The organism is Streptomyces himalayensis subsp. himalayensis, assembly GCF_013778455.1.
Taxonomy (GTDB): domain Bacteria; phylum Actinomycetota; class Actinomycetes; order Streptomycetales; family Streptomycetaceae; genus Streptomyces; species Streptomyces himalayensis.
Genome location: NZ_JACEHE010000007.1, coordinates 110,592 through 133,798 on the forward strand (window position 1 = coordinate 110,592; position 23,207 = coordinate 133,798).

The 23,207-nt window shown below is 70.6% G+C and carries 19 protein-coding genes and 2 pseudogenes; 7 read left to right on the forward strand and 14 right to left on the reverse strand.

The genetic code is table 11. The features are described 5' to 3' along the window. Positions 1-4 precede the first annotated feature (4 nt). The 4 genes from H1D24_RS13945 to H1D24_RS13960 form a co-directional block, all read right to left on the reverse strand. Positions 5-1,201 (reverse strand): Gfo/Idh/MocA family protein, encoded by a 1,197-nt coding sequence (locus H1D24_RS13945; RefSeq protein ID WP_181657842.1) that lies wholly within the window; start codon positions 1,199-1,201, stop codon positions 5-7. A gap of 199 nt (positions 1,202-1,400) precedes the next feature. After that, the gene (locus H1D24_RS13950) at positions 1,401-2,258 is read right to left on the reverse strand and encodes a sugar phosphate isomerase/epimerase family protein (RefSeq protein WP_181657843.1); all 858 of its coding nucleotides are present in this window, start codon (positions 2,256-2,258) and stop codon (positions 1,401-1,403) included. An 83-nt stretch (positions 2,259-2,341) separates the two neighbouring features. Continuing rightward, positions 2,342-2,611, reverse strand: coding sequence for a hypothetical protein (locus tag H1D24_RS42345; protein ID WP_258564084.1), 270 nt, complete (start codon positions 2,609-2,611; stop codon positions 2,342-2,344). Positions 2,612-2,616: 5 nt separating this feature from the next. Then, the gene (locus tag H1D24_RS13960) at positions 2,617-3,636 is read right to left on the reverse strand and encodes a sugar ABC transporter substrate-binding protein (RefSeq protein WP_181657844.1); all 1,020 of its coding nucleotides are present in this window, start codon (positions 3,634-3,636) and stop codon (positions 2,617-2,619) included. Positions 3,637-4,107: 471 nt separating this feature from the next. Between H1D24_RS13960 and H1D24_RS13965 the strand changes: the two genes are divergently transcribed. Both H1D24_RS13965 and H1D24_RS13970 read left to right on the forward strand, forming a co-directional pair. After that, positions 4,108-5,139, forward strand: a complete 1,032-nt coding sequence (locus H1D24_RS13965) for a LacI family DNA-binding transcriptional regulator (protein WP_181658030.1) — start codon at positions 4,108-4,110, stop codon at positions 5,137-5,139. Between the two features lie 17 nt (positions 5,140-5,156). Then, positions 5,157-5,246: pseudogene (locus H1D24_RS13970) on the forward strand (transposase); the annotation flags it as partial. A gap of 67 nt (positions 5,247-5,313) precedes the next feature. Here H1D24_RS13970 and H1D24_RS13975 read toward each other — a convergent pair. The 7 genes from H1D24_RS13975 to H1D24_RS14005 form a co-directional block, all read right to left on the reverse strand. Continuing rightward, a complete protein-coding gene (locus H1D24_RS13975) occupies positions 5,314-6,051 on the reverse strand; it encodes an HAD family hydrolase (RefSeq protein WP_181657845.1) in 738 nt (245 codons plus the stop codon). Next, positions 6,048-6,854, reverse strand: coding sequence for a DeoR/GlpR family DNA-binding transcription regulator (locus tag H1D24_RS13980; RefSeq protein ID WP_309484305.1), 807 nt, complete (start codon positions 6,852-6,854; stop codon positions 6,048-6,050). Before H1D24_RS13980 ends, H1D24_RS13975 begins: the two co-directional genes overlap by 4 nt. A gap of 203 nt (positions 6,855-7,057) precedes the next feature. After that, a complete protein-coding gene (locus H1D24_RS13985; protein ID WP_181657846.1) occupies positions 7,058-8,092 on the reverse strand; it encodes a zinc-dependent alcohol dehydrogenase in 1,035 nt (344 codons plus the stop codon). Between the two features lie 80 nt (positions 8,093-8,172). Next, complete coding sequence (locus H1D24_RS13990; protein WP_181657847.1) at positions 8,173-8,991, reverse strand: zinc-binding dehydrogenase; 819 nt, start codon at positions 8,989-8,991, stop codon at positions 8,173-8,175. Next, positions 8,988-9,875 (reverse strand): carbohydrate ABC transporter permease, encoded by an 888-nt coding sequence (locus H1D24_RS13995; protein ID WP_181657848.1) that lies wholly within the window; start codon positions 9,873-9,875, stop codon positions 8,988-8,990. Before H1D24_RS13995 ends, H1D24_RS13990 begins: the two co-directional genes overlap by 4 nt. Further along, on the reverse strand, positions 9,872-10,831 hold the full coding sequence (locus H1D24_RS14000) for a carbohydrate ABC transporter permease (protein WP_181657849.1): 960 nt from the start codon (positions 10,829-10,831) through the stop codon (positions 9,872-9,874). The genes H1D24_RS13995 and H1D24_RS14000 overlap by 4 nt, the downstream gene beginning before the upstream one ends. A 117-nt stretch (positions 10,832-10,948) precedes the next feature. After that, on the reverse strand, positions 10,949-12,298 hold the full coding sequence (locus H1D24_RS14005; RefSeq protein ID WP_181657850.1) for an ABC transporter substrate-binding protein: 1,350 nt from the start codon (positions 12,296-12,298) through the stop codon (positions 10,949-10,951). Between the two features lie 316 nt (positions 12,299-12,614). Between H1D24_RS14005 and H1D24_RS14010 the strand changes: the two genes are divergently transcribed. From H1D24_RS14010 to H1D24_RS14020, 3 genes are all read left to right on the forward strand, one after another. After that, entirely contained in the window at positions 12,615-13,610 is a 996-nt protein-coding gene (locus H1D24_RS14010) for a carbohydrate kinase family protein (RefSeq protein ID WP_181657851.1), read from the forward strand. Positions 13,611-14,030: 420 nt separating this feature from the next. Next, complete coding sequence (locus H1D24_RS14015) at positions 14,031-15,248, forward strand: exonuclease SbcCD subunit D (RefSeq protein WP_181657852.1); 1,218 nt, start codon at positions 14,031-14,033, stop codon at positions 15,246-15,248. Then, entirely contained in the window at positions 15,245-18,259 is a 3,015-nt protein-coding gene (locus H1D24_RS14020; protein ID WP_181657853.1) for an AAA family ATPase, read from the forward strand. The genes H1D24_RS14015 and H1D24_RS14020 overlap by 4 nt, the downstream gene beginning before the upstream one ends. A gap of 106 nt (positions 18,260-18,365) precedes the next feature. Here the strand turns inward: H1D24_RS14020 and H1D24_RS14025 are convergent, their stop codons facing one another. Next, entirely contained in the window at positions 18,366-18,812 is a 447-nt protein-coding gene (locus tag H1D24_RS14025) for an Lrp/AsnC family transcriptional regulator (protein ID WP_181657854.1), read from the reverse strand. A gap of 187 nt (positions 18,813-18,999) precedes the next feature. On the opposite strand from H1D24_RS14025, the pseudogene H1D24_RS14030 reads away from it, so the two are divergent. Further along, a pseudogene (locus H1D24_RS14030) lies at positions 19,000-19,448 on the forward strand (rhodanese-like domain-containing protein). 296 nt (positions 19,449-19,744) lie between these two features. After that, entirely contained in the window at positions 19,745-20,590 is an 846-nt protein-coding gene (locus H1D24_RS14035) for an SDR family oxidoreductase (protein ID WP_181657855.1), read from the forward strand. Positions 20,591-20,918: 328 nt separating this feature from the next. On the opposite strand, the gene H1D24_RS14040 is transcribed toward H1D24_RS14035, so the two are convergent. Continuing rightward, the gene (locus tag H1D24_RS14040) at positions 20,919-22,637 is read right to left on the reverse strand and encodes a DUF885 domain-containing protein (protein ID WP_181657856.1); all 1,719 of its coding nucleotides are present in this window, start codon (positions 22,635-22,637) and stop codon (positions 20,919-20,921) included. 81 nt (positions 22,638-22,718) lie between these two features. Further along, a complete protein-coding gene (locus tag H1D24_RS14045; RefSeq protein ID WP_181657857.1) occupies positions 22,719-23,198 on the reverse strand; it encodes an Lrp/AsnC family transcriptional regulator in 480 nt (159 codons plus the stop codon). Between the last annotated feature and the right edge of the window lie 9 nt (positions 23,199-23,207).

Consider the following 23,207-nt stretch of genomic DNA (forward strand, 5'->3'; position numbering starts at 1 on the left):
GTGGTCAGGAGGCGGACGGAACCGGGGTGAGCGCGCCGCTGTTGCGGGAGGAGTCGACGACTGCCTGGATGATCTCCATGGTTCGCAGTGCGTCGGCGAACGTGGCGCAGGCCGGCAGCGGGTCGGCCAAGCCCGCGATCTGGTCGAGGAAGGCCCGGGCCTGGTAGGTGAAGTTGTCGGCGTTGCTGGCGCCCACACCCGGCGCCTCCATCGGGACCCCACCCGCGAAGTACGGCAGCTGCGGGCCGGCGATGATCTGACGGGCGCCGCGCGTACGGGCCTCGGGCTGGGCGTCGTCGAAGAGGTACTCGGCGGGCCGGTGCTGGTCGAACGCGGCCCGGCCGCCGAGGCCCAGGACGTCGAAGGAGAGCCCGTTGGGCAGGCCGAAGCCGGTTCGCGTCACCGAGAAGGTGCCGACGAGACCGGACTCGAAGCGGGCGGTGAAGGACGCGGTGTCCTCGTTCTCGACCTCGCCGACCTCGTCGGAGACGGGGGCCGCGTTGTGTCCGACGACCGCGCCCAGCGGCAGAGGCCGCTTGGGGATCTGCGTCGACAGCGTGGCACCGGAGACCATGGCGATGGACCCGGCGACGTACTCGGCGGCGTCGATGATGTGCGAGCCGACGTCCCCGAGCGCGCCGGAGCCGGGGCCGCCCTTGAACCGCCAGCTCAGCGGGCCGTTCGGGTCGGTCGCGTAGTCGCACCAGTACCGGCCGCTGAACAGCGTGAGGTCGCCCAGCTCGCCGCGCTGGACGTGGTCGCGGATCGCGGCGATGGCGGGGGAACGGCGGAAGGTGTACCCGACAGCGGTCACGACGTCGGCGGTGCGCTCGAGCTCGGCCATCGCGCGGGCGTCCTCGAGCGAACCGGCCAGCGGCTTCTCGCACAGCACGTGCTTGCCCGCGGCGACCAGCGCCTCCGCGATCGGGCGGTGCAACGCGTTGCCTACGACGATGCTGACGGCGTCGATCGTCGGGTCCTCGACGACGGCCTCCCAGCTCGGGAGTGCCTTCTCGTAGCCGTAGCGGCGGGCGGCGTCCTCGCCGAGTTCGACGTTGGCGTCGGCTATCGCGGCCAGGCGGACCGGCGGCAGGCCGGCACCGAAGACCGTGTTCACGTTGCGGTAGCCGGCGGCGTGGCTGCGGCCGGCCATACCGGCTCCGATCACCGCGACGGAGATGGGCTGGCTTGAGGTGGTCATGGGTGTGCCCTTCGGGGAGCGGACGGCAATGTCAGCTGGGGTGGGGAAGTTGAAGCGGGCGGTCGTCTGGTGGGGTGGGCTGGGCAAGCGTGTGGTGACGACCTTGGGGCGGGTGTTGCCAATGGGTTGTCAGTACTGGATGTCGCGGGCCGGTGAACGGCCACGCCGGCGAGGTACGTGCAGGGGTGGCCGCGCCCCGTCAAGACCAGCTGGCCAGGCACTCGTTGATCTTCTCGCGCATGAACACCGAGGACTCCTTGGCCAGTTCCTCCCACGCGAAGACGCAGGCGGTCAGCGTGCCGTCGAAGCCGTTCGCGCGCAGTTCGCGGAAGAGCTCGTCGAAGTCGACCTCGCCCTGGCCGATGTCGAGGTGCTGGTGGATGCGGGCCTGGGTACCGGGCGGGTTGAGGATGTAACGGTTGCCGGAGGACGCTGTGTGGTCGAACGCGTCGGCCAGGTGGACGTGGGTCAGCAGGTCGCCCGCGTACTTGATGATGCCGGGGGCGTCGTTGCCGATGTGGAAGGTGTGCGGGGCGCAGTACAGGAAGCTGACGTTGGGGTGGTTGATGCCCCGGATGAGGTTGACCGCGTCGTAGCCGTTCTCGATGAAGTCGTCCGGGTGCGGTTCCAGGGCGAGGCGGATGCCCTCGCGCTCGAACAGCGGCAGCAGTTCGTCCAGGGACTTCCAGAACTGGGCCTCGCTGCGGTCGGGCTCCTCCGGCCGGCCGTTGAACTCGGAGATCATGCTGTCCACCCCGAGGTCGGCAGCTATCTGGATGGCGCGCTTCCAGTACCGTACGGCGGCCTGCCGGGCGTCCTCGTCGGGGCCGGACCAGCGGAACAGAGGCAGGAGTGAGGAGATGCCGACGCCCGCCGCTTCCAGGGCCTTGCGGAACTTCCGTACGGTGGCGTCGTCGACGCGCGGGTGCCGGAAGAACGGGATGAAGTCCTCCCGGGGTGACAGTTCGATCCACTCGTAGCCCAACTCCGAGACCACCGCGGGCAGTTCGAGCAACGGAACATTGCGGATCATGTACGGGTCGAGGGCGATCTTCACGAGGGGGTGCCTTCCGGTGTGTCCAGGGGATGCGGGTGGCTGATGTGTTCGCCGGTGTCAGGAGGCGCCTTCCGAGGGCGCCGCTACGGGGCCGTGGGGTCTTCCTCCTCGGGGAGCCCCTCGACGTCGACGCCGCGGACCTGTGCCAGCTCGTGTTTGAGGGCGGCGGTGGGCTCGTCGAGGATGAGGACGCAGGCGCCGAAGTAGACGGAGCGGGCGATGGCGACGCACTGGCGCCGGCCGCGGGCCGGCAGCCTGCGCCCCAGGGACCGCTGGGCGGTGCGGCTGTCCTTGGGGGCGGCCGGCGAGGCCGGCGACGAGGGACTCGTCGCCGGTGCCGTTGCTTGGGTCATCGTCATCACCGGGTGCCCTTCGCGGCGAACTCGGCGACGGTGTCGACGTTGCTCTTGTCGACGAACGCCGGACCGGTGAAGACGGGGGCCTCGCCGCCGCCCACGTAGTTGCCGTTGTTCTTGTAGAGCCACAGCGAGTCGACCGCCAGGTAGCCCTGCAGATAGGGCTGCTGGTCCACGGCGAACTCGATGTCGCCGTCCTTGATGGCGCTCACCAGGTCCTTGTTGAGGTCGAAGGTGGAGACCTTCGCCTTGCTGCTGGCGTCCGACACCGACTCGACGGCCGTCAGTGCGAAGGGCGCGCCCAGCGTGACCACCTGGTCGATGGAGGAGTCCTGCTTGAGCTTGGCGGTGATGGTGGACTTGGTGGCCGGCATGTCGTTGCCGTTGACGTAGAGGTTCTCCACCTTGCCCTTGAAGGTCTTCTTCACACCGGCGCAGCGCGCCTCCAGGCCGACGTGCCCCTGGACCTGGACGACACAGATCGCGTTCTTCGCCCCGGTCTCGTTGAGCTTCTCGCCGAAGGCCTCGCCGGCGACGGACTCGTCCTGCCCGAAGAACTCCAGCAGCCCCTGGTCCTTCCACTGGTCCATACCGGAGTTGAAGCCCACGACGGGGATGCCCGCCTTGTGCGCCTTGGCGATGGCGTCCTTCAGGGCGTCCGGCTTGGCGAGGGTGACCGCGATGCCGTCGACCTTCTGGTCGATGGCGTTCTGGATCAGGTTGGCCTGGCCGCCCGCGCTCTCGTCGTTGGAGTAGATCAGCTTGACGTTGTCCTTGGCCGCGGCGGCCTGGGCGCCCTTGCGGATGATGTCCCAGAAGGTGTCGCCGGAGGGCGCGTGCGTGACCATCGCGATCGTCATGCGCGGGGTGTCGGCCTTGCCGGCGGAGACGTTGTCCGCGGCCTCCTCGGCCTTCTTGCCGCCGGAGTCGCTGGAGCAGCCCGCGAGGGTCAGGGCGGCCGCCGCGGTCACGGCCACGACGGGGGCGATTCTGCGGGAACGGGGACTGGGTGTGTGCTTCATGGCTTTGTGCACCTCACTGTGCGACTGGGAGGGGGAAGTGGATCGGCACTGTGCGACTGGGAGGGGGAAGTGGGTCGGCGGCCGCTGGGTCGGGGACGGAGCGGTCGCGACGGCTGCGGTCAGGGTCGCGGCACGTTCCTGAGCAGGCTGAATGCGGTTCTGCCAGTCTCAGAAGCGGATGGCGGCGCAGGTAGGCAGGGTGGCTCGGCAGCCGCTCGGGCGTGCGCGGCCGGACATGCCGACGCCGATGACGCCGACCCCGATCGACTGCGTCCCCACTGAGGCTCCTCTCCGGCGCACAAGGCGCTCTGGCAGGGGAGTCGGAGAGCGCGAGCCGTAAGGTGTCGCACTCCCCGAGCTGGCTTCGTTGGAACAACAGGACAATTTAAAGCGCTTTAAGTTCTGGTACTATCGGCTCGTTTCGTGAGCGTGTCAAGGGTGTTGCGCGAGGAGATCTGCCGGGAGGTGTACGTGGACGACGACGGTTCCGAGCGTCGCCGGAACGGCACCAACAAACGCCCGCGGCTCGAGGACGTGGCCGCCCGCGTGGGCGTGTCCACCGCGTCCGTCTCCCTGGTGCTGCGCGGTGTTCCCGGTCCCAGCGAGCGCACCCGGCAGAGTGTCCTGAAAGCCGCCGCCGAGCTCGGCTACCGGGTCGACCGTACCGCCAGCATGCTGGCCAGCAGGCGCACCCGGCTGCTCGGCGTCATGGTGGACATCCACAGCCCCTTCCACGCCGAACTCGTCGAGCATCTGCACACGGCCGCCGAGCAGGTCGGCTACGACCTCGTACTCAGCACCCAGACCCGCACCCGCGACGAGCACAGCGCCGTCGAGACACTGCTGGCCTTCCGTAGCGAGGCGCTGATCCTGCTGGGCCCGACCGCCCCCGCCGACACGCTCGCCGCCCTGGACCGCAAGGCCCCCGTGATCACCGTCGGCCGCCGGATCGCCGACACCGGCCTGGACGTCGTCCGCACCGCGGACGATGACGGCGTGGGCCAGATCGTCGACCACCTGGTCGGCCTCGGTCACCGCGAGATCGTCTACGTCGACGGAGGCAAGGGCGTCATCGCCACCGACCGGCGTCGCGGCTACCGCACGGCCATGCGCCGCCACGGCCTGGACGAGTACATCCGGGTCCTGCATGGCGACAACACGGAAGCGGCCGGCGAACGCGCCGCCCGCCACCTCCTCGATGGCCAGGGCCTGCCCACCGCCGTCGTCGCGTTCAACGACCAGTGCGCTATCGGGGTCCTGGCCGCCCTTTCCCGTGCCGACATCGCCGTCCCAGGCCGGGTGTCCGTGGTCGGCTACGACGACGACACCCTCTCCCGGCTCAGCTGCTTCAACCTGACCACCGTCAGCCAGGGCGCCCGGGAGCAGGCCCGACATGCGGTGGCCGCCGCCGTCGAACGCCTCGACCAAGGCCGCAGCGAACCCCGCGAGGTCGTCCTCACCCCGCACCTTGTCGTACGCGGCACCACAGCCGAGCCCGCCTGAGCCCATGACATCTACCGCGGGAGATCGTGAATGCGATCCTGTACGTCAGCACCGGGATCCCGTGGGAGTACCTGCCGCACGACTTTCCGCCGTACGAGACCGTCTGGCGAGGCGACCACCCTCTAGCTCGCCCCGGCGTTGCGCCCTCGCCTTCGGCCGTGGCCGGGTGGTGTGTCAGGTCACGAGCCGGAGGACTTCGGCCAGGCCCCGCTCACCGGTGCGCTGTTCGGCCGGGAGGATATAGGCGCGCAGGCCGCAGGCGGTGGCGCCGCCGTCCCGTACCGGGTTGTCCCCGACCATGAGCGTGGCACGGGGATCGGTGCCGAGGTCCGCGCACGCCTTGAGGAACAGTTGGGGGTCGGGCTTCTCCCGGCCCACCTCACAGGAGATCACGCACGCGTCGACCAGGTCCTCCAGCCGGGAGTGGGCCAGGTGGACCCGCAGGTCCCAGGCGAAGTCGCTCACGATCCCGATGCGCAGGCCGCGGGCGCGCAATGCGCGCAGCGTGGGTTCGGTATCGGGGTAGGGCAGCCAGGCGTCGGGTGCGGTGAGTTCCCGGTAGGCCATCTCCTCGACGCCTCGCAGGAAGTCCACGTGCCCCCACCATCCCCGCATGGCGAGGCGATGCCGTTCGGGAGACAGGTCGCGGCCCTCCTGCAGCGCGGCGACGGCGGGCAGCCGGAAGGCGTCTAGCAACTGCCGCGAGATCTCGGCCACGGCGCCGGCCTCCTCCAACATGGCCCCACGGTCGCAGGCGCCGCCGACCCGCCGCAGCCACGTCTCCAGGTCGATCATTTGGAAGATCGTGTTGCTGAAGTCGAACAGTACGGCTTCGACCCGCGGTACCGGAGCGGCCATCTCCGCGGCGGTGGGGCGGTAGGCGCTGGGGGTTTCGAACAGGGCATGTATCACGGGGAGTGGTCTCCGGGGTCGACTGCTTCCACGGGTATACCGAAACCGCGGATGGCCGCGATCTCCGCGTCGGGGGTGCTGGTGTCGGTGATGACCGCGTCGTAGTCGGCCACGGTGCCGTACGCGTGGGTGGCGGTCTTGCCGAATTTCGAGTGGTCCACGAGGAGCAGGGCCTGGTCGGCGGAGGCAAGCATGGCCAGCTTGACCTCGACGTACTCGCTCAAGGGATGGAAGAGCTGGCCCGAAAGGACAGCCGTGGCGGACATGAGCGCGAGATCGGCGCGGATGCGGGAGAGGGTGCGGGTGACCTGGGGGCCCGTGCAGGAGTTGAAGTCGCCGTGGTAACGCCCGCCGAGCAGGGTGACGTCCACGCCCTGGGCCGACCCCAGACGCTGCGCCAGGCCGACCGAGTTGGTGATGACGGTGATCTGGTCGAGCTGTGCGAGGGCGGGGGCCAGGGGGAAGAGGGTGGTGGAGTCGTCCATGAGTACCGTGCTGCCGGGCCTGATGCGGCCGATCGCCGCGTGACACACAGCGGCCTTCGCAGAGATGGCGGTGCTCTCACGGAAGCGGGTCGCTGTTTCCATGGTGACCGCGGGGAAGGCGACTGCCCGGCCGCGTTCCTTGCGGAGCAGGGAACGCTGGGCGAGGTCGTCGAGGTCGCGGTGCATCGTCATGAGGCTGACGCCGAAGAGGTCGGCGAGATCGTCGATGCGGGTCTCGCCGTGTTCGACGACATGTCGCATGACGGCCTGACGCCGTTCCTCCACAGCGGCCTGCGACGACCGTGTCCTGGCGGGCACTGCGGCTCTCCCTTGTCTCCGTGTCCTCTGTGTCGCGCGGCTGGGGGCGGGCCGTGCTGTGACAACCTCTCGGTCCGGGGTTGACGGCCGAGGCTTCGACCTCGAAGTCTCGCATACGGGCCGGGAGGCGTCGGGAGTCGTCCGTCCATGGCGACCGGCCTTCGCCCGGCCCGGCAGACTACGCCACTCCCCGTCGGGGGGCGCTATGGCGCTTCCACCGTGACCAGGACCTTGACGTGGTCCGGGGCGATCGATGCGGCGAAGGCCTTGGCCGCCTCCTCCAGGGGGAAGGTGGCGGTGACGATCTCGTCGGTGTCGACGGCGCCGGAGGCGAGCAGGGCGATGGCGGTGCGGTAGTCGTCGGCCGTGTACATCAGCGTGCCCTCGATACGGATCTCGCGGTCCTGGACGAGGTCGAGGCGGATCGGGGTGGTTCCGGCGGCGCCCACGCCGACGACGATGATCGTGCCGCCCTTGGTGACCAACTCGGTGGCCTGCGCCATCGACTGCTCGCGTGCCACGCAGTCGAAGACCACGTCGGCCGGTCCGCCGAGCGCCTCCCGGGCACGGTCGGCGAGGTCGGGGGCGTCGGCGGGCAGGGCGGCGTCGGCGCCGAGGCGCAGGGCGCGGTCCCGCTTGCCCGGCAGCAGGTCTGTGAGGGCGATCTTCGCGGCGCCCGCATGTCTGGCGGCGGCGAGGACGAGCAGGCCGATGGGTCCGGCGCCGAGGACGACCACCCTGCGCCCGGTGAGGTCGCCGGCCTTGGCCACGGCGTGCACCGGGGTGGCCAGCGGCTCGACGAGAGCGGCCTCGATGTCGGTCATGCCCTCGGGGATGCGGTGGACGCGGTCGGCGGAAATGCTGAACAGGTCCGTCATGGCGCCGGGGGTCTGGCAGCCGAACACCTTCAGCTCCTGGCAGATGTTGTAGCGGCCGGAGCGGCACTGGGGGCACTGCCCGCAGTAGAGGTTCGGCTCGATGATCACCCTGTCGCCCGGGGCGAACCCATCGGCGTTCGGGCCCGCGGCGGCGACGACGCCTACCGCCTCGTGCCCGGGACGGTAGGGCAGGGGCATGAAGGGATGGTGGCCGAGGGCGGCGTGCGTGTCGGAGCCGCAGACACCCACCACGGTGGTGCGGACGAGGAGTTCGCCGTCGCCGGCCACTGGCGCGGGTATCTGCTCGACGGTGATGTCGTCGATGGACCGGACGAGTACGCGCCGGATCTGCTGGGACATGGGGTGGTGCTCCGTTCGGGTGTGGTCGGGCGAGGCGGGGCGGGGCCGGAAGCCGCGTACGGGGAGGCGTACCGCGGTGCCTATGAGTCCAGAAGGCCGGGCTGGATCTGGAGCTTGCGTCCGACACCTGCCTGGAAGCGGGTGATCGCGTCGGGGAACGACGCCAGCGGGAGGCGGTCACTGATGAAGACGTCCGGGTCGATGAGGCCGGTGGCGAAGAGATCGGCGGCGCGCTCGAAGCTGTGCAGGACGGCCATGGAGCCGGTGATCGTGATCTCCTGGTTGTAGATCCTGTACGGCTCGACGGTGGCCTGGGTGGCGTAGTCGGCCACGCCGAACTGCAGGTACATGCTGCCCTTGCCGACCCGGCCGAGGGCGTCTTGGATGGCCTTGGCGTTCCCGGTTGAGTCGATGACCAGATCCCATCCGTACGTCGGCCGGTCGAGCTCGTCGGCGGACGCTGCACTGGAGGAACAGCCCAACTGTCGTGCCGTCGCCAGGCGTTCGGCGTTGATATCGACGACGTCGACGCTTGCGGCGCCGGTGGCCTTGGCGAGCTGGAGCATCATCAGACCCATGGTCCCGGCGCCGTAGATGAGGACGCGGGAGGCGAGGCGGGTCCGCAGGATGTCGTAGCCGTGTACGGCGCAGGACAGCGGTTCGATCAGGGCCGCGTCCTCAGTCCGTACACCATCGGGCAGGACCGTGCAGTTGGCGACCGGGGTGGCCACGAACTTGATGGGCAGCTTCGGCGTGAACTCCCCTTCAAGAATGTGCAGATCGGTGCCGCACAGTCCGCAGGCCGCGACCGCGACGACGACCTCCCGCGGGCCGGGGGCCGGATCGTCGATGGTGGTGATCTCGATGGCGCCGGGCTGGGTGATGACGGCCGCTTTCACTTCACGGCTCCCAGGGAGAGGCCGCGGACCAGCTTGTCCTGGGCGGCGAAACCGGCGATGAGGACGGGCAGGGACACCAGCGTGGCCGCCGCGCACAGCCGGGCCAGGAACAGGCCTTCGTTGGTGATGAAGCCGACGAGGAACACGGGCGCGGTGGACGCCTGCGTCGCGGTGAGGTTGACGGCGAACATGAACTCGTTCCAGCTGAAGATGAAGCAGATCAGTGAGGTGGCGGCGAGTCCGGGCATGGCGACCGGTGCGACGACCCGCCACAGTACGGTGAGCAGATTGGCGCCGTCGACCTCGGCCGCCTCCAGGATCTCCTTGGGGACCTCGGCGAGGAACGAGCGCATCATCCACACCGCGATCGGGAGGTTCATGGCGGTGTAGAGGACGACCAGCGTCCACACGTTGTCCAGCATCCCGACCTGCTTGACGATCATGTACACCGGCAGCAGAGCCGCGATGGCCGGGAGGAACTTGGTGGACAGGAAGAAGAACATCACGTCGGTCCACTTCTCGACCGGCTTGATGGACAGCGCGTAGGCCGTCGGTACCGCCAGGGCGAGCACCAGCAGCGTCGAAAGGACGCTGGCCATGGCCGAGTTGAGGAGGAAGGGGGTGATGTCCCGGCTGAACAGTGTTTCGTACTGCTCGAAGGTGAACGGGGCGAAGGGGGTCGGCGGGTTGGTCGCCGCGTCCGCCTCCTGGTGGAAGGAGGTGAGCACCATCCATGCCACCGGCGCGAAGAAAGCCAGAGTGGCAAGCCAGGCGACAAAGGTCCACAGCGGTGACAGTCGTGGCGCACCGCCTTGGTCGTCCTGACGGCGCAGGAGCTTCTTGAGCCTTCCCCCGGGGGCGTCGACTGCTGCGTGAGCGGTCATCGGGATACCTCCTCGCGGAACAGTGACGCGATGGTGCGCAGCGCGAAGGTCGCGATCACGATCGAGCCGAGCACGACGACGACACCGGCGGCGGCCGCCTCGCCGTACTCGTACTTGCGGAACATGGTCAGGTAGATCTCGTAGGGCAGGTTGGTCGTTTCCGAGCCGGGGCCGCCCTGGGTGATGGTGTAGACCGCGTCGAAGGTCTGCACGACGTAGATCGTGCCGAGCAGGATGCCCAGCTCGAGGTACTGCCGCAGGTGCGGCAGGGTGATGAAGCGGAAGGTCGCCAGTGGCGATGCCCCGTCGACCTTTGCCGCCTCCAGAACGTCACCGGGCTGCGCCTGCAGGCCGGCCAGGAGGATCAGCATCATGAACGGGGTCCACTGCCAGACCAGCGAGATCACTACGGCCGGCATGGGGTAGGAGGACACCCAGTCGACGGTGGGGCCGTGGGCGGCTCCGAAGAACTGGTAGACGGCGTTGAGTGTGCCGTTGAGCAGTCCGTAGTCGGGGTTGTAGATGGCGTGCTTCCACAACAGCGCCGATGCGACCGGCATGACGAGGAACGGGGCTATGAGCAGGGTGCGCGCCAGCCCTCGGCCGGCGAACCGGCGGTCGAGCAGCATTGCCAGACCGAGTCCGAGAACCACGCTGATGAGCACCACCGACGCGGTGAGCACGACGGTGTTGAGCACCGCAGTGCGCAGCCGCTCGTCGGTGAAGACGAACGAGTAGTTGGACAGACCGGTGAAGTGCCGGTCTCCCGGCTCGAGGATGTTCCACTGGAAGGTGGAGATGACGAGCGTGGCCACGAACGGCAGCTGCGTGACGACGACGGTGAAGATCAGCGCCGGCAGCAGCGGTATGCGCCGCTTCCACTTGGCTGTGCCGGTGCGCGTCCGCGGGCGGACGGGCGGCGGTGCCGTCTTGGGTTCAACGGTGAGCGTGGTCATGAACTTTCCTCTGCCGGATGGGGGTACCTCCCAGGCCCGCCCTTAAGGCACTGGGGGAGGCCGGGGGTCGGTGGAGCGGTGCCCGGTCGGCTGCCGAGGCCGGCCGGGCATGGAAGGTCACTTGTGCTTCTTGGCGACTTCCTCGGCGAGCTTCTGGCCGTCGTTGAGCGCCTTGTCCACGCTGGTCTTGCCGGCGATGGCCGCGGATATCTCCTGGGTCACCTTGGTTCCCAGGTCCTGGAATTCGGGGATGGCCACGAACTGGATGCCGACGGTCGGCCTGGGCTGGACGCCCGGGTTGGTCGGGTCGGCCTGCTCGATGGACTTCAGGGTGATGTCACCGAATGCCGAGGCGGCCTTTTTGTACTCGGGGATCTCGTAGGTGCTGGCCCGCTTGCCGGCGGGAACGCGCGCCCAGCCGAGCTCCTCGCCGACCAACTTCTCGTACTTCTTGCTGGAGGCCCAGAGCATGAACTTCGAGGCGGCGTCGGCCTTCTTCGTGGTCTTCGGCATCGCCCACGCCCAGGCCCACAGCCAGCCGCTGCTCTTCGTCTCCGCCACAGGCGCGTACGCGTAACCGACCTTGCCGGCCACCTTGCTGGACTTGGCGTCCTCCAATGACCCGGCCGCACTGGTCGCGTCGTACCACATCGCGACCTTGCCCTGGCTCATGGCGTTCAGGCACTCGGTGAACCCGGCCTGGGGGGCACCCGCCTCACCATGCTTCTTGACCAGGTCGACATAGAAGTTCGTCGCCTTCTTGAACTCAGGGCTGTTGACCTGAGCCTTCCAGTCCTTGGTGAACCAGGTGCCGCCGAAGGTGTTGACCACGGACGTCAGCGGTGCGCCGAGCTCACCCCAACCGGGCAGGCCGCGCAGGCAGATGCCCTTCATCCCGGGGCGGGCGCCGTCGACCTTGGCGGCGATGTCGGCGACCTGCTGCCACGTCGGCCTTTCGGGCACCGTGATGCCCTTCTCCTTCATGACGTCCTTGTTGTACATGAGGAAGGAGGACTCACCGTAGAACGGCAGCGCGTAGAGCTTGCCGTCTTCGCCGGACAGGGACTGCACCATCGGCTTGAGCAGGTCGTTCTTGTCGAAGCTGGAGTCCTTGTCGGCGTAGGACCCCAGCTCGTGCAGCCAGCCGTTCTTGTTCCAGATGGGCACTTCGTAGGCACCGATGGTGGCGACGTCGTACTGGCCGGCCTGGGTGGCGATGTCCTGGGTGACTTTGTCGCGCAGCTCGTTCTCGGGAAGGATCGTGAAGTTCACCTTGATGCCGGTGTCCTTGGTGAACGTGTCCTTCGTCAGCTTCGCGATGTCCTCCATCTGCGGATTGCCGACCATCAGCACGTTGATGCTCTCGCCCGTGCCGCTGCCACCTCCGCCCCCTGCCCCGGCGCAACCGGTGGCCAGGACGCCGACAACTGCTATGCCCGCGATGAGGGTCTGTCTGGTCGATGGCATGGCGAGGTCCTCTTTCTCTGAGCGGTACCGATGGGTACGGGGAGACGAGCGGTACGGAGCGGTGGGGCGAGATAGTCCGAGATAGTCACAGGACGCATGCCGCACGCCGCGTGCACGGCGGCCGTACGGACATGCGGCGCCAGTCCTCGGGAGAGGCAGGCGCGAAGCCGACGGGGAGAATTGTTAGCAGAAGCAGTCCGCTCTGTTAACACTTCTTGCGAGATATTTCTCGGGAACCTATGGTGAGCCGACCCCACGGAGGGCGCCGAACCGCAGTCGGCCCCGCCCGTGTCTGCACCCCTGCCACGGAGAACAGATGATCACTGTTGTCGGAGAGAGCCTCGTCGATCTGGTACGCCCCGCCGGGGCCACCCGGGACCCCAGCGCACACCCAGGCGGCTCCCCGGCCAATGTCTCCGTCGGCCTCGCCCGGCTGGGCACACCGGTCACCCTGGTCACCCACTTCGGTGAGGACGACCACGGCCAACTACTCCACGAGCATCTGACCGACTCCGGAGTGTCGGTGCGACGGGTGCCCGGCAGCCCCCGCACCAGCACGGCGACCGCTGCCCTCGACGAGCATGGCGCTGCACACTACGCCTTCCGGCTCACCTGGGACCTGCCGGAGCCACCCGAACCGGCGGCCGGGACCAGATGTCTGCATACAGGGTCGCTCGCCACCTCACTGGACCCGGGCGCCGGAGTCGTCGAGAAACTGCTGGCCCGGCAGCGGTCCGAGGGAGCCGTCACTATCAGTCTCGATCCCAATGTCCGCCCTGTACTGCTGCCCTCGCGGGAACAGGCACGCTCCCGCACCGAGTTCCAGGTCGGCCTCGCCGACATCGTCAAGGTCAGCGAAGAGGATCTCGCGTGGCTGTACCCCGGGCGCGCACCGGAGGAGATCGCCACATCCTGGCAGCGCACCGGTCCCGCCCTGGTCGTGGTGACCCTCGGTGCCGCCGGCAGCCTGGCCGTCACCCGTGACGGCATCATCCGCCGCCCCGCCCCCGCCGTCAGCGTCGCGGACACCGTCGGGGCGGGCGACTCCTTCACCGCCGCCATGTTGCACCGGCTGTACGACGCCGGGCTCCTCGGCGGCGATCGCCGCGCCGCTCTGCACGGCATCGGCCGCGAGGACGTAACCCGGCTCCTCGACCTGGCGGCGACCGCGGCCGCCATCACGTGCACGCGCTTCGGCGCTGAGCCGCCGACGCTGCCGGAGCTGCGCGCCGCGACCGACGGCGATGACGCGGCCTGCCCGACGCCATCGCCATCCCAGGCGTCTGCCGCCCCGCCCGGGACGCCCTCTTGATGGACAGCAGGATGCCGCGGTGCATTGCCCGCGCGCACAACGGCACCCTCTGCGTCCACGTAAGCCACCGGGACCGCTGACTTCACCGGCATCTGGGCCCTGCCGCCCGGCGGCACGCCGCACCGTATCGCCGTCTCCCCGCTGACGGCCTGCCCAACGGACTCACCCGGGCCGGCTCGCCGGTGGCGCGTCCCTGTGGAGGTCTCCCGCCGGCTGGGGCACTCGACGATCCATATCACCGCTGACCTCTACGGCCACTTGAACGGTCATCCGACTCCCCACGCGGGTGGCAAACTAAGGTCCGTGGTGGACGCGGTGTCCGCCGGCACCGGCGTGGTGGGTGTCGACAAGGGTGCCCCCTGCTGGTTCGTGCCGATTACGGGGCTGAGGAGCGGTGAACATGCAGGTCGGAGCGGTGCTGTGAGAATCCTGCACACCTCCGACTGGCACCTCGGCCGGGCGTTCCACCGCGTGAGCATGCTCGGTGCCCAGGCCGAGTTCATAGGCCACCTCGTCGCCACTGTCCGTGAGCGCGACGTGGACGCGGTGGTCGTGTCGGGAGATGTGTACGACCGGGCGGTGCCGCCGCTTGCCGCCGTCGAGCTGTTCGACGACGCACTGCACCGGCTCGCGGAGCTGGGCGTGCCCACCGTGATGATCTCCGGCAACCACGACTCCGCGCGCCGCCTCGGTGTCGGTGCCGGGCTCATAGGCCGTGCCGGTATCCATCTGCGCACCGAGCCCGCCGCCGTCGGGACTCCCGTGGTCCTCGGCGACGACCACGGGGACGTGGCGTTCTACGGACTGCCGTATCTTGAACCTGCCCTGGTCAAGGACGAGTTCGGGGTGGAGAAGCCCGGTCATGAAGCGGTGCTGGCGGCCGCCATGGACCGGGTGCGCGCCGATTTCGCCAGCCGCGCGCACGGCACGCGGTCCGTCGTCCTCGCACACGCCTTCGTCACCGGCGGCGCGGCCAGCGACAGCGAGCGCGACATCACCGTCGGGGGTGTAGCCGCCGTGCCGTCCGGGGTCTTCGACGGCGTCGACTATGTGGCGCTCGGGCATCTGCACGGAAGCCAGACCATCACCGAGCGCGTGCGCTACTCGGGATCCCCCCTTCCGTACTCCTTCTCGGAGGCCGACCACCGCAAGAGCATGTGGCTCGTCGACCTCGGGCCGGACGGCGAGCTGGACGCCGAGCGCATCGACTGCCCGGTGCCGCGGGCGCTCGCCCGCATCCGGGGGCCGCTGGAGGAGTTGCTCGAGGACCCGCGGCTCGCCCGCTACGAGGGGGCGTGGGTCGAGGCCACCCTCACCGACGCCGTGCGCCCGGCCGAGCCCATGGCCCGGCTCACCGAACGCTTCCCCCACACCCTCAGCCTGGTCTTCGAGCCCGACCGGGCCCCCGAGGACCGGGACGTGTCGTACGGGCAGCGCCTCAAGGGGCGCGGCGACCAGCAGATCGCGGAGGACTTCGTGGCCCATGTGCGCGGCGCGGGACCGGACGAGCGGGAACGCGAGGTGCTGCAGGACGCGTTCGACGCCGTGCGCGCCGAGGACGCGAGCCTGCAGGAGGGCGTGCGCGGGCGCCAGGACGACCACGGCAGGGGCAAGAACCTGCGTGAGGTCGCCCGGTGAGGCTGCATCGGCTGCGAATGACGGCCTTCGGGCCCTTCGGTACCACTCAGCAGGTCGACTTCGACGACCTGTCGACCGCCGGGCTGTTCCTGCTGCACGGACCGACCGGCGCGGGGAAGACGTCCGTTCTGGACGCCGTGTGCTATGGGCTGTACGGCTCGGTACCGGGCGCCCGGCAGAGCGCCGGCCAGGGGACGAACCTGCGCAGCGACCATGCGGCGCCCGCCACCCGCACCGAGGTGTGCCTCGAACTCACCGTCGCCGGGCGCCGGCTGGAGATCACCCGGCAGCCCCCGTGGGAGCGCCCGAAGAAGCGCGGCACCGGCACCACCACCGAGAAGGCCCAGAGCTGGCTGCGCGAGTACGACGCCGTGGCGGGGTCCTGGAAGGACCTGAGTCGCTCCCACCAGGAGATCGGCGAGGAGATCAGCCAGCTCCTCGGTATGAGCAAGGAGCAGTTCTGCCAGGTCGTGCTGTTGCCGCAGGGTGACTTCGCGCGCTTTCTGAGGGCCGACGCGGAGGCGCGCGGCAAGCTGCTCGGGCGGCTCTTCGACACCGGCAGGTTCGCCGCGGTCGAGCAGCGCCTGGCCGAGCGGCGGCGTGGTGCTGAGGCCGAAGTACGCGAGGGTGACACGCAGTTGCTGGCCGACGCCCATCGTATGCAGCAGGCCGCGGGAGACACCGTGGAGCTGCCGCTGCCCGACCTCACGCCCGGAGATCCGGGTCTTGCCGAGGCCGTACTGGCCTGGGCCGCCGTCGCTCGCGCCGACGCCCGTGAGCGGCTCACCATCGCGCATACCGCCCTGTCGGCCTCCGAGTCGGCGGGGGCCGTGGCGCAGCGGCAGCTCGCCGACGCCCGGGAAGTGGCCCGGCTGCAGCGTCGGCTCGCCGAGGCGCGCGAACGCTCCGAGCGACTCGACGCGCGTGCCGACGAGTACCGCATGCACCGGGCCCGGATGGAGCGTGCCCGCAAGGCCGAGTCCGTGGCTCCCGCCCTGGACCTGCGCGAGGCCGCCGAGCGCGAGCACCGTCGGGCCGCTGCGGAAGAGGCACGCGCGCGTGGCGCACTGCCCGAGATGTTCGCGGACGCCAGTGCGTCGGGGCTCGCGGCCGCCGCCCGCAAGGCCGCGGAGGAGCTGGGCGGCCTCGAATCGGCACGTCGAGCCGAGCGCCGACTCGCCGAACTGGCCAGCGAGCGCGCCGAACTGGACCGCCAGGAGCGCGCCGACGAGGACTTCCTCCAGGACGCGGCAGGCTGGCTCGCCGCATGGGAGGAGACACGCGCCGCCCTCCAGGCGCGTATCGACTCCGCCCAGGAGGCGGCAACGCGCGCCGAGCACTTCGCCGGGCGGCTCGAGCCGGCTCGGGACAGGCTGGCCGCCGCCCGGCGCCGCGACCAGCTCTCCGCCGAGGCCACCGAGGCATACGAGCAGTCGATGACCGCACGCGAGCGTGCCACGGCCGCCCATGAGAACTGGCTGACGCTCAAGGAACAGCGCCTCCAGAACATCGCAGCCGAGCTCGCCGCGAACCTCACCGAGGGTGCGCCGTGCGCCGTCTGCGGCGCCACCGAACACCCGGCGCCCGCCCCGAAGGCCGCCGGCCACGTCGACCAGCAGGCCGAGGACGCCGCGCTGGCCGCCCACCGCGACGCCGACGATGCCCGCGCCGAAGCCGAGCAGCGGCTGAGTGTCGTACGGGCACAGCTCGCCGCCGCCACGGAGGCCGCCGGCGAGGCGCCCACAGCCCAACTCGCCGAGGTCTACGGGGACTTGCAGCGGCAACAGGCCGAGGCGCGTGATGTCGCGTCCGGGCTGCACGCGGCCCGCGAGGCACTCGACCAGGCCGAGCGCGAGCACGAGCGCAGGCTCGGGGCCGGCCAGGAGGCCGGGCAGCGTGCCGCGTCGCGTGCCTCCCGGCGTGAGCTCCTCGATCGTGAAAGGGCCTCGCTGGAGGACGAGTTGGCGCAGGCGCGGGGTGCCGCGGTCAGCGTCGCGGCCCGGGCCGCCCAGCTGGAACGGCAGGCGGCGATGCTGACCCAGGCCGCCGAAGCCGCCAGGATCGCCGAGGACACCGCCCAGCGACGCAAGGACGCCGACGCGCGACTCGCCGACGCTGCCTTCCGGGCCGGGTTCGACACGCCGGAAGCCGCGGCGGCCGCCCTGCTCGACGACGCGGGGCACCGCGAGCTCCAGCACCGGATCGACGCCTGGCAGCAGGAGGATGCGGCGGTACGTGCGGTCCTCGCGGAGCGCGACACGGCCGCGGCCGCGCAGCTGCCGCCTGCGGACGTCCGGGCCGCCGAACAGGCCGCCGACCTCGCCGACCGGCGGGTGCGCGACGCCGCGTCCGCGCGGGACGCGGCCGCGCGGCGGTGCGCCGAACTCGACCGGTTGTCGGCGAGATGCGCGGGCTCGGTCCGCCGATTGGCCCCGCTGCGCGAGGAGTACGACCGCGTGGCCCGCCTGGCCGGGCTCGCGGCGGGCACCTCCGCGGACAACGAGCGCAAGATGCGCCTGGAGTCCTATGTGCTCGCCGCACGCCTCGAACAGGTCGCGGCCGCCGCGACCGTGCGGCTGCAGCGCATGTCGTCCGGCCGGTACACGCTGGTGCACTCCGACGACCGTACGGGGCGCGGCCGTTCGGGTCTCGGCCTGCACGTCGTCGACGCATGGACGGGGCGCGAGCGCGACACCACGACGCTCTCCGGCGGCGAGACGTTCTTCGCGTCGCTCGCGCTCGCGCTGGGCCTCGCCGACGTCGTGACCGACGAGGCGGGCGGGGTCCGGCTCGACACGCTCTTCATCGACGAGGGCTTCGGCAGCCTCGACGACCAGACGCTCGACGAGGTCCTGGACGTCCTCGACTCCCTCCGGGAGCGCGACCGCAGCGTCGGCATCGTCAGCCATGTCGCGGACCTGCGCCGCCGTGTCCATGCGCAGCTGGAGGTCGTCAAGGGCAGGTCCGGGTCGGTGGTGCGGCAGCGCGGGACGAGCCGGGGCGGCGAGTAGGGGGGCGGCTCGGGGCTACCCGGGTCGGCGAGTCAGGGGACGACCGAGTCAGCGATCAGGGGGCGACCGGGTCGGCGAATCAGGGGGCGGCGCGGGACGATCCTGGTCAGCGAGTAAGCGGGCGGCGCGGCAACGGCGAGGAGTAGACGACGCTCGTGGTGACCGACCCCAGGGTGCCGATCTTGCCCGAGATCTCCTCGAGATGGCGCATCGAGCGTGCGGCGACCTTGATCACGAAGCAGTCGTCGCCCGTGACGTGGTGGGCCTCGAGGATCTCGGGTGTCGTGTCGACCAGGTCGTGGAACGGCTTGTAGTTGCCGTTCGGGTAGCGCAGCCGGACGAACGCGAGGATGGGCAGCCCGAGCCGATCCGGGTCGACCACGGCCGCGTAGCCCTGGATGACGCCCGCCTCCTCGAGCCGGCGCACCCGTTCGGTGACGGCGCTCGCGGACATGGAGACGGCCCGCGCCAGCTCCGCGTAACTGGCGCGCCCGTCGCGCTGCAGGGCCTCGAGGATGCGCCAGTCGGTGGCGTCCGTGGAATAACCGGTCATGGCCGAGAGATACCAGGGGAATCCCCGGCTGATCAAGGTGGATGCCGGGGATCGTGCCTTCAGCGCGACGATCATGGGCCGTAGATTTTCTGACACCAACCCCAGCGTCCGACCTTGCGAGGACCGAGACCATGACCGTGACCAGCCGCCCTGACCCCGGCATCAGCCCGGCCGTCGCCAACCCGTCCTGCGGGTCCCTCCGGCATCGCCCGCCGCTGCCGCCGCGTACTTCGGCGCGAGCCTCGCCTTCCACGCCGACGTGTCCGACGTGGCCGCCGCGCTCGCCGGCGACGGCGATCCCGGCTTCGTCGTCGTCGACTCCCGGTCCACCGAGGCCTGGGACCAGGGTCATGTGCCAGGCGCCGTCCACCTGCCGACCGCCCTCATACCGCAGCAGGCAGAGCAACTGCTCGACAGGTCCGTGCCGGTCGTCACCTACTGCTGGGGCCCCGGCTGCAACGGCGCGACGCGCGCCGCCCTGGCCCTCGCCGAACTCGGCTTCCAGGTCAAGGAGATGCTCGGCGGCTTCGAGTACTGGGTGCGCGAGGGCTTCGCGTACGAGACCTGGGAGGGCCCGACCAGCGCCCGGCCGACCCGCTGACGGCCCCGGTGGACGGGGACGACTGCGGGTGCTGAGGGCGGGGCCCGCATTGGTCCTGCCGTCCTGCCGCCCTGCCGCTCGGCCGATCCGTCGGCCCGCCGGCGCGGCCGATGCCGCGGCCTGCCCTGGCCCGCCGCACGGCTGATCCGGCCGCGACCGCTCGGCCGATCGGCGGACGGTCCCTGCCCGGCCACCGACTGCGACCCCGGCGCGCGTGCCCCAGCGGCGTGCGTGCCCCCAGCGGCGCGCGTGCCCACGTCGGCCGTCGCAGAGCGGTGGCAGGCGAAAATCGCGTGCCCGACGGCGGTACCGGAGCGCATCATGATCTGTCATGCCCCGACTTCCGCACCCCACCGCCGCACAGCTGCGCCGTGACCCGCTTCCGTTGCGCGGGCGTACCGCGCTCGTCACCGGTGCCAGCCGCCGCGGCGGCATCGGTTACGCCGTGGCCCGCCGCCTCGTCGCGTACGGAGCGAGCGTGTATCTGCACCACCACGTGCCGCACGACGCCGCCCATCCCTGGGGCGCCGACCGGCCGGAGGACGTCGTCGCCGGGGTGCGGGAGGCTCGCGCCGACCCCGGCGCACGGGTTCTCGACGGGCCTGGCGATCTGTCCGACCCCGCGGCCCCGGCGGAGCTCGTCCGTACCGCCGCGGAGGCGCTGGGCGGCCGGCTCGACATCCTCGTCGCCAACCACGCGCTCAGCGGTGACGACGGCACCCTCGACACCATCGACGCCCGGATGCTGGACGCACACTGGGCGATCGACACGCGCTCCGTGATCCTGCTCGTCCAGGCCTTCGCCCGGCTGCGCGCCGAGCTACCGCCCCGTACGCCCGGCGGGCGGGTGGTGATGATGACCTCGGGACAGGACATCGCCGGCGGTATGCCGGGCGAGATCGCGTACGGGCTGCAGAAGGGCGCCCTGGCGTCCGTTACACGTTCCCTCGCGACGACGCTCGCCGAGCACGCGATCACCGTGAACACCGTCAACCCCGGCCCGGTGGACACGGATTACCTGTCAGGCGAGGCTTACGAGAGCATCGCCGCCATGTTCCCTGCGGGCCGGTGGGGCATGCCCGACGACCCGGCCCGCCTCATCGCCTGGCTGGCGACGGACGAGGCCGAGTGGATCACGGGACAGGTCATCAACTCGGAGGGCGGCTTCCGCCGTTGAGTCCGGTGCCGGTGCCGGTGCCGGTGCCGGTGCCGGTGTTGGTTCCTGGCCGAGCCACACCGCGCTTCCCGCGCGGGCCTGTACCGCGCATCCCGCGGAGCCTGTACCGCGCATCCCGCGGGGCACGCACCGCGCCTCCTGCGCGGCATGCACCGTGCCTCCCGCGCACGACCTGCACCGCGCCTCGCGCGCGCGGAACTGCACCGCGGCTCCCGCGCGTTCGCCCCCCGAGCGCGGCGCGTGGCGCCCCTGCACCCGGCGGCGGCGGCCGCCGCGTCCGCGTCCGCGTCCGCGGACCGCGCCCGGCCGCCGCCGAAGAGCAACCGGCTCAGAGCTTCGACAGCTCGTCCACCAGGTCGTCGAGCCCCAGCGACCCCTGCGAGAGCGCCGCCATGTGCCAGGCCTTCGCGTCGAAGGCGTCACCGTGCCGCTTCTGCGCGTTCTCGCGGCCGAGCAGCCAGGCGCGCTCGCCGAGTTTGTAGCCGATGGCCTGGCCCGGGATGGACAGATAGCGGGTCAGCTCGCTCTCGACGAAGTCCGGGGGCCGGCTGCTGTGCGCCGCGAAGAACTCCTGTGCCAGCTCCGGGGTCCAGCGCTCACCGGGATGGAACGGCGAGTCCGCCGGAATCTCCAGCTCCAGGTGCATGCCGATGTCGACGATGACGCGCGCGGCACGCATCATCTGCGCGTCGAGGTAGCCGAGCCGCCGCTCCGCGTCCGTGAGGAACCCGAGTTCGTCCATGAGCCGCTCCGCGTACAGCGCCCAGCCCTCGAGGTTGGCGCTCACACCGCCGATGCTCGCCTGGTAGCGGGACAGGTCTTCCCGGACGTGCGTCCACTGCGCCAGCTGGAGGTGGTGGCCGGGAACGCCCTCGTGGTACCAGGTCGACACCAGGTCGTAGACCGGGAAGCGCGTCTGCCCCATGGTCGGCAGCCACGTGCAGCCGGGGCGCGAGAAGTCCTCCGACGGGGGCGTGTAGTACGGAGCCGCGGCACTCCCGGGCGGCGCGATACGGGACTCGACCCTCCGCACCCGCTCGGCGAGGTCGAAGTGCGTGCCGTCCAGCGCCTCGATCGCCTCGTCCATGAGGCCCTGGAGCCAGCGCTGCACCTCGTCGACGCCCTCGATGTGCGTGCCGTGCTCGTCGAGATGGGCCAGCGCCACCCACGGCGTGGCCGCACCGGGCAGGATCTTCTCGGCCTCGGCCTTCATCTCGCCCAGGAGGCGGTGGTACTCGGACCAGCCGTACGCGTACGCCTCGTCCAGATCGAGGTCCGTGCCGTTGTAGTAGCGGGACCAGCGGGCGTACCGCTCGCGGCCCACCGTGTTCGGCGTTCCTTCGATCGTCGGCGCGTACACGTCGCGCATCCAGTCGCGCAGGGCGGCGACGGCTGCGGTGGCCTGGCCCGCGGCCTCGTCCAACTCGGTCCGCAGGGCGTCCGGGCCGGCGGATGCGAAGTCCTCGAACCAGCCCTGACCGTTGCCGGTGTCCGCCCACTCGGACAACTGCTCGGCGAAGGTCGCGGTGGGGCGCGGACCCGCGTACAACTTCCGTTCCAGACCCAGCGCGAGCGACTCGCGATAGCCCTCCAGCGCGGCCGGTACGGCACGCAGCCGCTCCGCGATGGCGGCCCAGTCCTCCTCCGTCGCCGCGGGCGTCACGGTGAACACCGTACGGACCGAGTGTGCGGGCGAGCTGAGATTGCTGACGGCGCGCAGGCCCTCGTCGGCGTCGTGCACGGCCAGCTCGGCGGTGAGCCGCTCGCGCAGCAGCTTCCCGCAGCGGCGCTCGATGCCGCTGTCCGCGCCAGGACGGCGCTCCGCTTCGTCGAGCCGGGCGAGGGTGCGCCGGGCGAGCTCCGCGAGCGCCTCTTGGCCCGCGGGGGAGAAGTCGGGCAGCTTGCCGGCACTCTCCTTCACACCGAGATACGTACCGGTCACGGGGTCGAGGGCGATGAGCTCGTCGACGTAGGCGTCGGCGACTTCGCGGGGCAGCGGGCTCTGGCTCTGGCTCTGGCTCTGGCTCTGGCTCGTGGTCTCTGACATACGGCCATCCTGGTACGGGGAAGCGGGCCGCGTCACGGGGATTCAGGGCTCACGGCGTCCGGGGGTGACGATGGTTCGTGGTCACGCGGCTTCCGGAGGCAGCAGCGGGCCGCACTCCCACTGCTGGAAGATCAACCGCGTCTCGACCCGCGCGACTTCGCGGCGCGCCGTGAACTCGTCCAGCACCAGCCGCTGCAGGTCGGCCGCGTCGGCCACGGCGACATGGACGAGGTAGTCGTCCGGGCCCGTGAGATGGAAGACGGTGCGCGCCTCCGGCAGCGACCGGATCCGCTCCACGAACGGCCCGACGAGCTCCCGCCGGTGCGGGCGCACCTGCACCGAGAGCAGTGCCTCAAGCCCGCGCCCCAGTTTCGCCGGGTCCAGACGGAGGCGGTGGCCCAGGATCACCCCGGAGCGGCGCAGCCGCGCCACCCGGTCCAGGCATGTCGAGGGCGCGACGCCGACCTGCGCGGCGAGGTCGCGGTACGTGGTGCGTGCGTCGTTCTGCAGAAGCCGCAGAATGTGCAGGTCAACCGGATCAAGTACGACAGATTCGGGCATCTGCCGAAC